Annotated in this window: 12 protein-coding genes; 7 read left to right on the forward strand and 5 right to left on the reverse strand. The window is 56.2% G+C overall.

Going from position 1 to position 11,876, the window contains the following annotated elements; translation table 11 throughout:
- Positions 1–5: 5 nt before the first annotated feature.
- A complete protein-coding gene (locus ABFX35_RS13350) occupies positions 6–251 on the forward strand; it encodes an FmdB family zinc ribbon protein (protein ID WP_346081589.1) in 246 nt (81 codons plus the stop codon).
- Between the two features lie 118 nt (positions 252–369).
- On the opposite strand, the gene ABFX35_RS13355 is transcribed toward ABFX35_RS13350, so the two are convergent.
- From ABFX35_RS13355 to ABFX35_RS13375, 5 genes are all read right to left on the reverse strand, one after another.
- Positions 370–681: a helix-turn-helix domain-containing protein gene (locus ABFX35_RS13355; RefSeq protein WP_346081591.1), complete on the reverse strand. Its 312-nt coding sequence runs from the start codon at positions 679–681 to the stop codon at positions 370–372.
- Positions 681–974 (reverse strand): toxin, encoded by a 294-nt coding sequence (locus ABFX35_RS13360; protein ID WP_346081593.1) that lies wholly within the window; start codon positions 972–974, stop codon positions 681–683. Before ABFX35_RS13360 ends, ABFX35_RS13355 begins: the two co-directional genes overlap by 1 nt.
- A gap of 341 nt (positions 975–1,315) precedes the next feature.
- The gene (locus tag ABFX35_RS13365) at positions 1,316–1,966 is read right to left on the reverse strand and encodes a GntR family transcriptional regulator (RefSeq protein WP_346081595.1); all 651 of its coding nucleotides are present in this window, start codon (positions 1,964–1,966) and stop codon (positions 1,316–1,318) included.
- Positions 1,967–2,098: 132 nt separating this feature from the next.
- Entirely contained in the window at positions 2,099–3,541 is a 1,443-nt protein-coding gene (locus tag ABFX35_RS13370) for a 6-phospho-beta-glucosidase (RefSeq protein ID WP_279025708.1), read from the reverse strand.
- 222 nt (positions 3,542–3,763) lie between these two features.
- Entirely contained in the window at positions 3,764–5,647 is a 1,884-nt protein-coding gene (locus ABFX35_RS13375; protein WP_428832194.1) for a beta-glucoside-specific PTS transporter subunit IIABC, read from the reverse strand.
- Between the two features lie 584 nt (positions 5,648–6,231).
- Here ABFX35_RS13375 and ABFX35_RS13380 point away from each other — a divergent pair.
- The 6 genes from ABFX35_RS13380 (at position 6,232) to ABFX35_RS13405 (ending at position 11,830) form a co-directional block, all read left to right on the forward strand.
- Complete coding sequence (locus tag ABFX35_RS13380) at positions 6,232–7,797, forward strand: BglG family transcription antiterminator (protein ID WP_346081599.1); 1,566 nt, start codon at positions 6,232–6,234, stop codon at positions 7,795–7,797.
- Positions 7,798–8,092: 295 nt separating this feature from the next.
- Entirely contained in the window at positions 8,093–8,563 is a 471-nt protein-coding gene (locus tag ABFX35_RS13385; protein WP_095847044.1) for a PTS sugar transporter subunit IIA, read from the forward strand.
- A 22-nt stretch (positions 8,564–8,585) separates the two neighbouring features.
- Positions 8,586–8,900, forward strand: coding sequence for a PTS fructose transporter subunit IIB (locus ABFX35_RS13390; protein ID WP_346081602.1), 315 nt, complete (start codon positions 8,586–8,588; stop codon positions 8,898–8,900).
- 24 nt (positions 8,901–8,924) lie between these two features.
- Positions 8,925–10,016 (forward strand): PTS fructose transporter subunit IIC, encoded by a 1,092-nt coding sequence (locus ABFX35_RS13395; RefSeq protein WP_346081604.1) that lies wholly within the window; start codon positions 8,925–8,927, stop codon positions 10,014–10,016.
- Between the two features lie 11 nt (positions 10,017–10,027).
- Complete coding sequence (locus ABFX35_RS13400) at positions 10,028–10,879, forward strand: class II fructose-bisphosphate aldolase (protein WP_346081606.1); 852 nt, start codon at positions 10,028–10,030, stop codon at positions 10,877–10,879.
- Positions 10,880–10,969: 90 nt separating this feature from the next.
- A complete protein-coding gene (locus tag ABFX35_RS13405; RefSeq protein WP_346081607.1) occupies positions 10,970–11,830 on the forward strand; it encodes a ketose-bisphosphate aldolase in 861 nt (286 codons plus the stop codon).
- Positions 11,831–11,876 lie beyond the last annotated feature (46 nt).

Below are 11,876 nucleotides of genomic sequence, written 5' to 3' on the forward strand. Positions count from 1 at the left end.
CGACGATGCCGTTCTATGAATATGCCTGCGAATGCTGCGGCCTGTTTGAATGCCGGCGCCCGGTGGTCGAACGGGATGCGCCGCTGGCCTGCCCCCAGTGCCAACGCCCCGCACAGCGCAAAGCCAACTATCAACCGGTGCTGCTGCGCCGGCAAACGGCGCCCACGCCGCCGCCGGCCATCAACCCGCATGGCGCAGGCTGTAGTTGCTGTGCACCGGCCTACCGGGGAAATAAAACTCCCGGCCGCTAAACCAAGCGGCGCGGGCAAATAAAGATCCGTCTTTAATAGCAATGATGACCCGTTGATGGCCTTATCCCTGATAGTCATCGCACAGAGTCGCTTCACACGAGCACAACGCTTGGCGGCGCTACAGCGCCGCCAGCTCGTTCAACATATGCGGATTTCGTTCGACCATCTTGATGAGCAAGACGGCCTGTTTATTGGGTTTGGCCAATCCCTGCTCCCAATTCTGTAGTGTGGTTACTCCGGTATGCAGGTACTGTGCGAAAACAGCCTGCGACAACTTCAGTTTTTCACGTACCGCTTTCACCTCTGCTGGCGTCATGGAGACAGGCTTAATGCTGACACGGTGTGTGCGCAGCGTTTTCTTCCCCTCATTAAACTGCCCCCACGCCTCCATGCCTTCTTGCAGTTCGCCAAAAATGTCACGTTCTTTCATCACAGCCCTCGTTTCTTGGCCAGTTCAAGCATTTCACGCAAGCTATCGCGCTGCGCTTTCGTTAAATCGTCTTCCTGGTCTTTGTCATACAGGGTGAACAGCAGGAAGTGGGACTTTTCCAGATACCAGTGGTAGATCACCCGAATCCCGCCACGCTTCCCTTTGTTACGCCTCGCATCGCCACACGCCGGGTTCTTCAGCAGCATCTGCTGAAAATCACGAAATTCATCATCGGTGAGATACTCGGCACGATGCCGCTCGAACGGCGGTAATTCAATAAATAAGGCTTCCATACCCCCCAAAAACCCCCTTAACCTGGGGATACAATACCCCCAATATGGGGATAGTACAACCTAGCCTAAAGCACAATTTTTCCCCCTATCCCAATTCCGCACGTTTATCGTGCATCCAACCGTTGTGGGCGTTAATTCAATGAAGTAGTGCAAGAATGGTCAAGGTAAAAGTTGGGGAGATGGGCCTATCCGTTGCGAGAACGTGAACAAATGAGGCTTTCCAGGTGTGTGTTATTGAGGTTTATCGAAATCCCATTCGGGCAAGATGCCACAATGTAGAACAACTCCGCTACCAAAGAAAAACGGCGCCGCAGGCGCCGTCATCGCCATAAAAACCTGCGTTACAGACCGCCGCTCAGGCGGTTTAACACAAAGCTGCTCAGGTTCTTCAGGTGAGTACGCACCGCCTCACGGGCGGCCTGCGTATCGCCGGCCAGATAAGCCTGCAGGATAGCCAAATGCTCCTGGCGATCCTCTTCAATGCGGTTAAACGGGCTAACCAGCTCGAACAGCCGGCTGTGAGTGCGCGCCTGGGCGATCATGCGGGCCAAAACCGGGTTGCCGGAGGCGTCGGCAAACAGGGTATGCACCTGATCGTCCACCTGCCAGTGGGCGTTTTCCTGCTGCCCCTGGCTCAACCCGTTGATCTTTTCAATCAACGCGTCGATCTCGCTTTTATCAATTTTATGCATCGCCAGCGCGATGGCTTCCGGCTCCAGCAGCTCGCGCACTTTCATCAGTTGGAAATATTCCTGCGCGCTGACGAAACGCACGGAATAAGAACGCGCGCCGGAGCGAACCAGCAAACCTTCGCCTTCCAGGCGCAGCAACGCCTCACGCAGCGGCGTTCTTGAAATATTCAACTCTTCGACCAGCCGCCCTTCCACCACCGGGCCGCCGCTACGCAAAGTTTTTTCCAGAATCATTCTGTGCAAGGCCTGATAGGCCAATTCCCCAAGTTTTTCCGGGGGGTTAGTGTTGTTAGCAGCCACCTGATTACCAACCTTTATGGAAACGTTCGGGGAAGTATACATAATGTGTACAGAAATGAAAACTGAACCGGGCCATAGCAAAGCGGCTCCCCCACCCCTGTTGGTTTGGGGTGGGGATACCGCCGGCAACGGTTAAAGCGCTTCGCCGTTGGAGGCGATCACGCCTTTATACCAATAGAAAGATTTTTTCGGCGTGCGGTTCAAGGTGCCGGTGCCGTCATCGTGCTTATCCACATAGATAAAGCCGTAGCGCTTCGCCATTTCACCGGTGGTAAACGACACCAGATCGATACAGCCCCAAGGGGTGTAGCCCATCAGATCCACACCGTCGATCGCCACCGCCTTTTTCATTTGCTCAATGTGCGCGCGCAGGTAATCAATGCGGTAATCATCCTGGCAGTAGCCGTTGGCATCCGGCTTATCGGCGGCACCCAGGCCGTTTTCCACGATGAACAGCGGCACTTCATAGCGTTCATACAGCGTCGCCAGCGCATAGCGCAGGCCGGTTGGGTCAATCTGCCAGCCCCAATCGCTGGCCTGCAAATAGGGGTTTTTCACCGAATGCGGCGAGCTGCCATCCATACTTTCCGCCGTATTGGTGTTGGCCACATCCGCCTTCACCACATTCGACATGTAGTAGCTAAAGCCGAGGTAATCCGCCTTGCCTTCACGCAGGATCCGTTCGTCTTCCGGTTCCATCTGGATATGGTAGCCCTTGGCCGCCCACTCTTTTTTCGCGTAGGAAGGATAGTAGCCGCGGATGTGTACGTCGGAAAAATAGAACCGATCGCGCATCGCGACTTCGGCCAGCATCACATCGTCGGGATTACAGGAGTACGGGTAGTAAGGCACGAACGAACACATACAGCCGATGCGCAGATCGGGATTGATTTCATGGCCCTTTTTCACCACCAGCGCGCTGGCGAGGAACTGATGATGCACCGCCTGATACATCGCCTCTTCCGGCTTCGGCTTTTGGGTAAACTTCACGCCCGAGCACATCCAGCCAAAAATATCGGCATCGACGTTTTTCTGATTGTTGATTTCATTAAACGTCATCCAGTATTTCACTTTGTGTTTGTAGCGCTCAATCACCGTTAGCGAGAACTTCACAAAGAAATCGATGGTTTTGCGGCTCATCCAGCCGTCGTAGTGGGTTGCCAGGTGGTACGGCATTTCAAAATGGCTGAGGGTGATCACCGGCTCGATATTGTATTTCAGCAGCTCGTCAATCAGATCGTCATAAAACTGCAGCCCGGCTTCGCAAGGCGCATTTTCATCGCCGTTAGGGAAAATACGCGTCCAGGCGATACTAGTACGAAAGCATTTGAACCCCATTTCCGCGAATAGCTTAATGTCCTCTTTATAGCGGTGGTAAAAATCGATCGCCTGCTGGTTCGGGTAGGCTTCACCGTCGAGCACGCCATCCGTGATCTTTCTCAGCTTGCCGTGGGCGCCGGCGGTCAGCACGTCCACCACGCTCACCCCTTTGCCCGCCTGATCCCAACCGCCCTCCAACTGGTGCGCGGCCACGGCGCCGCCCCACAAGAAATTATCCGGTAATTGGCTTTTCATATTTTTCTCCCTTACTTAGAGCCTATCCCAGTAGGCGTTATTGTCGCAGCCAGTTTGGACACGGACAGCGCGCAGACAACATGCCGCGCATGTTGAACGGACTTCAGTCCGGCCCGTAGGGCGAGCGCAGCGAGTAAACCGGAACGTACACGGAGTACGTGAGGATTTCGAGCACTGCCCAGGGCCAAAATGGCAAGTAAAATAGCCCTAATGGTAAGGCTCTTAGATAACATTCATTAATGGCTGCCCGCAGGTAACCGGCCCTTGTGGCCGTTCCTGGGTCAGCGTGAAATCATCGCTATTGACCACCAGCACCGGCGTGGTCAGGTCGTAGCCTTCACGCGCGATCGCCGCCAGATCAAAGGCCAGCAGCGGCGTGCCCGCCTGCACGCGATCGCCGGCTTTCACCAGCGGACGGAAATATTTGCCCTGCAACGCCACCGTATTCAGCCCAACGTGGATCAGCAGCTCCGCGCCGTTATCGCACGCCAGGCCAATGGCATGGTGTGATTCAATCAACGTCATGACGGTGGCATCGCACGGGGCGGTTATCGTGCCCTGGGTCGGCTTGATCGCCACGCCGTCGCCCAACAGTTTCTGGGAAAAGGTTTCATCCGCCACGCTTTCCAGCGCCACCAGTTTGCCGCTAACCGGGCTTAACAGTGAAATACGCGGGTGGCTAAGCGGTGCCGCAGCGGGCGCCGTTGGCGCGCCAACCGCCGGGCCGGCTTCGTTTTCGTTTTGCGGATCGTCAAAGCCGACGATTTGGATCAAGCCGATGCTGACCACCATCGCTACCGCGCTGCCGGCAAGCTCGCCGATAAACGACATCGGCGCCGCCGGGCTAATGGCATTCACCAACGTAAATAGGCCGGGCAAGGCGGCATAGGCGTAGTACAGCGAGCCAAAGAAGCTGGCGACGACGGCGCCGATCGCCCCGCCGATACAGCCGCAGATAAAGGGTTTTTTCAGCCGCAGCGTCACGCCGTAAATCGCCGGTTCGGTAATACCGAATATCGCCGTTACCCCAGCCGACAGCGAGGTGGTTTTCAACTGCCGGTTTTTGGTTTTGATAAAGCAGCCGAACACCGCCGCCATTTGCGCCACCACCGCAATGGTCTGGTAGGCCTGGAACGAGTCATAGCCCTGGGTATCAAAGTTGGCCATCACCACCGGCGTAATGCCCCAGTGCACGCCAAAAATCACAATGATCTGCCATACGCCGCCAATCACCGCCGCCGCCAGAGCCGGAAAGGCGTTAAACAGCGCGTTGTAGCCGCTGGCGATGCCCAGCGCGGCATAGGTAGTAATCGGGCCGATCACCAACAGCGTCAGCGGCACGATAATCAGGAAACAGATAAGCGGGGTAAACAGGGCGCTGACCACCTCCGGAATAGCCTTTTCCACCCGCCGCTCCACCCAGGATAACGCCCAGACCAGGAACAGCGGCGGCAACACGGACGAGGTGTAAACGGTTTCCGCCAGCGGGAAAAACAGAAAGTGAATACTCTCACCCTGAGCAATCCGCCCGGCCATTGCCGTCCATTCCGGGTTGATCAGGGCGCAGCAGCACAGCACGGCAATATAGGGGTTGCACTTGAAATGGCGCGCCGCGGTGATAGCAATAAACACCGGCAAAAAGGCGAATGGCGTCCAGGACATAAAGTTCAGCACGCCGTAGGTGCCAGTGTCTTTAAAGGTTTCAGCAAACAGCGTAATCACAATCAGCACGCCCTGCAGAATACCTGCGGCGGCCAGGATATACACAATGGGGGCGAACACCGCGGACATAGTGCCGATCACCGCGTCCAACCAGCGCTGTTTCGGCGCCGCTTGCTGCTGACGCTGCGGACCAACCAAACCGGACATGGCGTTGAACACATCGGCAACGTGGGTACCGATCACCACCTGGAACTGCCCACCGCTTTCCACCACGGCGATCACGCCCGGCAGGCTCTGGATCGCCTGTTTGGCGCTGGCCGGGGTTTCATTCAGTACCAACCGCAGCCGGGTTGCACATCGGGAAAAACCAGCAATATTTTTTTCACCTCCGACTTCCCGGAGGATATCTGCCGCCAACTGAACGTAATCCCTGATTGCCGCCATCATGTCACCTCTGAGTGGTTACGCTGCATCCCCAATGGGTATCAATCACAAATGAAACCGGTTTCAGTAACAGGATTGCGCAAAGCGCACCGCGTCTGCAACCGGTTTCAATCAGCAATGCGGGCTAGATCACAACGTGGCAGGCAGGCTAAAAAATGGGATGAAAGACGCCGTTTTTGTACGGCAGACAATATATTTTGTTAGCAGATAATATTATTATCGGCCAAGATGAGATCGCAATCACACTTAATGGCCAGAAAAGTGTGATCCAACCGAAATTAATCCCCTACAGCCGCCAACCTTTTAATCTTGTCCCAACCACGGGACAGTTTTTAGTATTGTTGTTATTTACGCCAACTTCTATATTCATTATTACGGAAAAGCGGTAAGCAAGAGCAAATGGAAATTTAACGAATAATAATTAACATCTTGTATATACCCAAAATAATTCGAGTTGCAGGAAGGCGGCAACGCAGCGAGTCCCCAGGAGCTTACAGGAGTAAGTGACTGGGGTGAGCGAGGAAAGCCAACACACCTGCAGCTTGAAGTATGACGGGTATAGCGAAGCATAAAAGGGTTATATTATGCACCCACTTACCTCGCGACAGAATAGATTATTGAAATATTTGCTGCAACACCAAACGCATATACCGGTTAAAAATATTGCACAGTATCTGGCTGTCTCAGAAAAGACCATTCACCGCGACATGCAGTTTATTGAAGATTTCTTGGCGGCCTGGAATATTTATCCGGAAAAGAAGGTGGGCGCGGGGATTTTGCTGATCGCCGAAGATGCGAAAAACCTGATTCAACTGGAGCAGCAACTCGCCGCTGACGATGGCTATTCAGACGCGCTGGCCAACAATGCACGCCGGGTGAAAATCGCCTCGCAGTTGCTCAGCGACACGCCGATGGAAACCTCCATCAGCAAGTTAGCCGAGCGCTACTTCATCAGCAATGCCTCGATCGTCAACGATTTAAAGATTATCGAAAGCTGGATCCAGCCGCTGGGGTTGAGCCTGATCCGCAGCCAGAGCGGCACCCATATTGAAGGAAACGAAAACCAGGTGCGCCAGGCGATGGCAACGCTGATTAATGAAGTGATGAACCACAAAGAACCGGGCAGCCTTAACCACTCGCGCCTTGATCCCGGCAGCTACCATGCGCTCATTCACTATTTTGGCGAACCGGACGTGGTGTTTGTTCAGCAGCTACTACAGGAAATGGAACAGCAGCTCTCTTACCCGCTGGGGGAGCCTTATTATATTAATATCTTCACCCATATATTAATTATGATGCACCGTATGGCGCTGGGGAATTCCCTGCCGCTGGGCGAAGAAACGCTGAAAAGCCAGGTCGACCGCCCTATATTCAGCATTGCGGAAAACATGGTTCAACAAATAGAGCAGCGCATTAATAACCGCCTGCCCAATGATGAAGTATGGTTTATTTATCAATATATTGTTTCTTCCGGCATCGTTATTGAAGAACATGGCGATCATTCCGCCGCCAGGCAGCAATTATCCAATGGTGAATCGCGGCGCATGACGCTGAGCCTGATTGATATCTTCTCCGATATGATAAATATCGATCTGCGCTCAGACACATTATTGTATGACGGCCTGCTGATTCATATTAAGCCGCTGCTTAACCGCCTGAAATACCATATTCGCATCCGCAATCCGCTGCTGGAAGATATAAAAAACGAGCTGCACGACATTTATCACATTACCGCACGGGTGACGCAACAGCTGTGCCAACGTTTTCAACTCCAGCCGATCGCCGAAGACGAGGTGGGCTATCTGACGGTGCATTTCCAGGCGGCGCTGGAGCGGCAAATCGCCCACCGGCGCATTCTGGTGGTGTGTTCCAGCGGCGTGGGCACCTCGCACTTGCTGAAAAGCCGCATCCTGCGCGCCTTCCCGGACTGGATCATCGTCGGCGTGGTTTCGGCCAGCAATATGGCGGCGTTTTGCCTGCAGGAACAGGTGGATTTAGTGATCTCCACCATCCACCTGAAAGAGCAGCAAACGCCCATTGTCTATGTCTCGGCGTTTTTTAATGACGACGACATCAAGCGCGTCACGGAAAAGGTGATTGCCAGTCAACTGCATCAGGCGGTGAATTTACTCCCGGCGGCTGAATACTAGGCTGTGTCCCGTAATAGGTCGTGGTGCCGTCGTTGCGTCCAAAGCCCGTCATCAAGGCAGAGGGCGCAGGGCATAGTGGGCCTATGTTCAAGCCCGATAACACAGAGGACGGGCTTTGGGGGCACGACCCTCCGGGCTGGGGCCATGGGGCCGCGCTTCTGCGTTGCTCACCGTTTATTTGGGCCCGCCAAACTGTACGGCTCGCGCCTTGACGCGCAGCCCAATGACCGCCAGCGGCACTCACGCACTATTGCGGGATACAGCCTGGTTCCTTTAATTGTTTGAGGTGAAGTGGATGGACATTAACAAGATTCTCAATGCCAATCGCGTCAAATTAGCCATGACGGCGAAGAACAAAGAAGAAGTTATTCAGGAACTGACCGAACTGCTGTATCAGGACGGCGCCATTACCTGCAAAGACGCCTTTATCCGCGATGTTTGGCTGCGCGAAGCCGAAGGCTCCACCGGTTTTGAAAATCATATCGCCATCCCGCACGGAAAATCCGCTGCGGTGACGCAAACCACGCTGGCCATCGGCCGCACCCGCCAGGACATTCCCTGGGAGACGCTGGACGGCAGCAACGTCCGCTGCATCATTCTTTTCGCCGTGCGCCTGGAAGACCAGAACACCACGCATATCCGCCTGCTGTCGCAGGTTGCCAGTGCGTTGGCCGATGAGCAGGTCATTGCCCGGCTGCTAGACGAGCCAGACCCGGAAAAAATTATTCAACTGTTCAGCTTGTACGCGGAAACAGACCTCTGCTAACCCGGAAAACACGAGGCATAACATGAAAATAGTTTGTGTAGCCGCCTGCACGGCAGGCATCGCGCATACCTACATCGCGCGTGAAAAACTGATCAAGGGCGCCAGGGCGCTGAATCACGACATCAAGGTGGAAACACAGGGCACCATCGGCACGGAAAACGCGTTATCCGCCGAGGATATCGCCGCGGCCGACGTGGTGATCCTGGCCATCGACATCAAAATCAACGGGGAAGAAAGATTCAAAGACAAACCGATTGTGCGGGTAAAAACCGACGTGGTGATTAAGTCTCCGGTGAAGTTTCTGGAAAAAGTGGCAGGCTCGCTGGAACGCGCCTGAAGACTAACTTTCGGGAATAACATTATGAACGACAGCAAACATAAACTAGGCCAGGAAATAAAGGGGCACCTGCTCACCGGTATTTCCTGGATGATCCCGCTGATCGTCGCCGCCGGTATCTGTATCGCCCTCGGCCAGGTGATTGGCGGCACCAACGTAGGGGAAAAAACCGGCAGCTTCGCCTGGATGCTCAACCAGATCGGCGGTTGGGGCATGGGGCTGATCGTGCCGCTGATCTGCGCGGCGATCGCCTACTCGATCGCCGATCGCCCCGGCTTTGCTCCCGGGCTAATCGTCGGCTTTATCTGCGGGCAGATCCAAACCGGCTTTATCGGCGGCATCCTCGGCGGCTTTCTGGTGGGCTACACCGTGCTGCTGCTACGCCGCTATATCAAACTGCCGGCCTCGATGCAGGGGCTGATGCCGGTGATGATCCTGCCGGTGCTCAGCACCATCATCGCCGGCTTGCTGATGATGACGTTTATCGGCCAGCCGATCGTCTGGCTGCAAAAGGCGCTGATCCACCTGCTGGAATCCATGCAGGGCGGATCGAAGTTCCTGATGGGCGCGATCCTCGGCGCCATGGCCACCTTTGATTTTGGCGGCCCGGTGAACAAAACCATGTCGCTGTTCGCCGACGGCATGCTGGTAGACGGCATCTACGGCCCGGAAGCGGTGAAGTTTGTCGGCTCGATTATCCCGCCGTTCGGCATCACCCTCTCCTTCCTGCTGACGCGCCATAAATACACCAAAGCGGAGAAAGAAGCGCTCAAGGCCGCCTTCCCGATGGGGATCTGCATGATCACCGAAGGGGTGATCCCGATCGCCGCGCGCGATCTGCTGCGCGTCGTCGCCAGTTGCGTGGTCGCTTCGGCCATCGCCGGCGGCCTGATCATGGTCTGGGGAGTGGAAGCGCCGGTGCCGCACGGCGGCATGTTCGTGGTGCCGTTGTTCACCAAACCGCTGATGTTCTGCCTGGCGTTGGGCATCGGCACGGCGATCTGCGGCGTGATGCTGTCGTTGCTGAAAAAACGCGTCACGCAGGCGGACGAAGAGTTCGACGATACCGATGACAGCAGCGTGCGCGATGAAGACATCAAATTCACCCTTGAATAACAGGAGTGGCTATGTACGCCTCAATGAAAGCCGTTATTGCCGACGCCTATCAACGGCGGTATGCCGTGCTGGCGATCAACTGTTTCAACCTGGAAACCGCGCGGGCCGCCATCAGCGCCGCCGAACAACAACGGGCGCCGCTGATCCTCAACGTTTATCAGGGGCACAGCGCGCACTTTCCGCCCCCGGTCGCGGTGGCGGTGGTCAGCGCGCTGGCGCAGCAGGCCACGGTGCCGGTGGCGCTCAGCCTGGATCACGGCAACGCGTTTGATCTGATCGGCCAGGCATTCCGCGCCGGTTTCAGCGGCCTGATGATCGATGCCTCCAGTCACCCGCTGGCGGAAAACATTCGCCAGACCCGCCAGGTGGTGCAGATCGCCGCCACCGCCGAGGTGTGCGTGGAGGGTGAACTGGGCCATATCGCCGATGCGCCGGTTTACGATCTGGCCGATGCCGCCGTAAAGATGACGCAGGTGGCGGACGTGCAGCCGTTTATCAACCAGACCGGTATCGATCTGCTGGCGGTTTCGGTCGGCACCGCGCACGGGCTGTATCCGCCGAACGTCACGCCGCAGATTAACTTTGAGCGCCTGGCCGCGCTGCATGAGGCCTCGTCGGTGCCGCTGGCGCTGCACGGCGGCAGCGGCACCCGCGCCGAAGATATTCGCCGCGTCAGCCAGCACGGCGTGGCGAAGATCAACGTCGGCGCCGCGGTGTTCGCCGCCGGCAAAAGCGCGCTGCAACAGGCCCTGCAACAACACCCGGCCAGCGAACTGGCCGATCTGATGGCGGTGATGGAATCCGCCTGCCGCGAAGTGGTGTTCGAGTACCTAAGCTGGTCCGGCTCCGCCCAACAAGCCTAAGCCGCGTTTCACACGTTCACGCAAGACCATCGGTGCCCCGCACCGGTGCGGGAAAGCTTTACCCTTAATCAGACACTGAAGGAGAGTAACATGTTGATTTCAATGCACGAAATGCTAAAACCCACCCGCGAGCACCATTTCGCCATTGGGGCTTTCAACGTGGCGGACAGCTGCTTTATCCGTGCGGTGGTGGAGGAAGCGGAATCCACCCATACCCCAGCGATTATTTCGATCCACCCCAGCGAACTGGAATTTGTTACCGACGAATTCTTTGCCTACGTTCGCGAGCGCACGCTGCGCAGCCCGGTGCCCTTTGTGATCCACCTGGATCACGGCGCGTCGATCGCCCATGTACTGCGTGCCATCCAGTGCGGCTTCACCTCGGTGATGATCGACGGCTCGCTGCTGCCCTATGAGGAAAACGTGGCGCTGACGCGCCAGGTGGTGGAGCTGGCGCACGCGGTGGGCGTTTCCGTGGAAGGTGAACTGGGCACCATCGGCGATACCGGCACCACGATCGAAGGCGGCGTCACCAAGGTGATCTATACCGATCCGGCGCAGGCGGAAGATTTCGTCAAACGCACCGGTGTGGATACGCTGGCGGTGGCGATCGGCACCGCACACGGCATCTACCCGAAAGATCTGAAGCCGGCGTTGCAAATGCACATTCTGCGCGACATTGCCGAACGGCTGTCGATCCCGCTGGTGCTGCACGGCGGCTCCGCCAACCCGGACGCTGAAATTGCCGAAGCGGTCACGCTGGGGGTGGGCAAAATCAATATTTCCAGCGACATGAAGTACGCTTACTTCCAGAAGGCGCGCGAAATCTTAAGCCGTGAAACCTGGTGGGATCCCAATGCCATCTACCCGGAACCGATCAAAGCGGCCAAAGCGGTGATCCGCCACAAAATGGCGCTGTTCGGCTCCACCGGCAAAGCCAGCCTATACTAAGCCCGCGAAACCCTGGGCAGGCAATCCGCCGCCTGCCCTCTACAGG

The organism is Gibbsiella dentisursi, assembly GCF_039539505.1.
GTDB classification, from domain to species: Bacteria; Pseudomonadota; Gammaproteobacteria; order Enterobacterales; family Enterobacteriaceae; genus Gibbsiella; species Gibbsiella quercinecans.

What these genes read in the sequence shown, in the direction of transcription:
- ABFX35_RS13405 (WP_346081607.1), top strand. Translation starts at nt 10,970, where the DNA reads ATGTTGATTTCAATGCACGAAATGCTAAAACCCACCCGCGAGCACCAT.
- ABFX35_RS13350 (WP_346081589.1), top strand. Translation starts at nt 6, where the DNA reads ATGCCGTTCTATGAATATGCCTGCGAATGCTGCGGCCTGTTTGAATGC.
- ABFX35_RS13400 (WP_346081606.1), top strand. Translation starts at nt 10,028, where the DNA reads ATGTACGCCTCAATGAAAGCCGTTATTGCCGACGCCTATCAACGGCGG.
- ABFX35_RS13360 (WP_346081593.1), bottom strand. Translation starts at nt 974, where the DNA reads ATGGAAGCCTTATTTATTGAATTACCGCCGTTCGAGCGGCATCGTGCC.
- ABFX35_RS13395 (WP_346081604.1), top strand. Translation starts at nt 8,925, where the DNA reads ATGAACGACAGCAAACATAAACTAGGCCAGGAAATAAAGGGGCACCTG.
- ABFX35_RS13385 (WP_095847044.1), top strand. Translation starts at nt 8,093, where the DNA reads ATGGACATTAACAAGATTCTCAATGCCAATCGCGTCAAATTAGCCATG.
- ABFX35_RS13380 (WP_346081599.1), top strand. Translation starts at nt 6,232, where the DNA reads ATGCACCCACTTACCTCGCGACAGAATAGATTATTGAAATATTTGCTG.
- ABFX35_RS13390 (WP_346081602.1), top strand. Translation starts at nt 8,586, where the DNA reads ATGAAAATAGTTTGTGTAGCCGCCTGCACGGCAGGCATCGCGCATACC.
- ABFX35_RS13355 (WP_346081591.1), bottom strand. Translation starts at nt 681, where the DNA reads ATGAAAGAACGTGACATTTTTGGCGAACTGCAAGAAGGCATGGAGGCG.
- ABFX35_RS13370 (WP_279025708.1), bottom strand. Translation starts at nt 3,541, where the DNA reads ATGAAAAGCCAATTACCGGATAATTTCTTGTGGGGCGGCGCCGTGGCC.
- ABFX35_RS13375 (WP_428832194.1), bottom strand. Translation starts at nt 5,647, where the DNA reads ATGGCGGCAATCAGGGATTACGTTCAGTTGGCGGCAGATATCCTCCGG.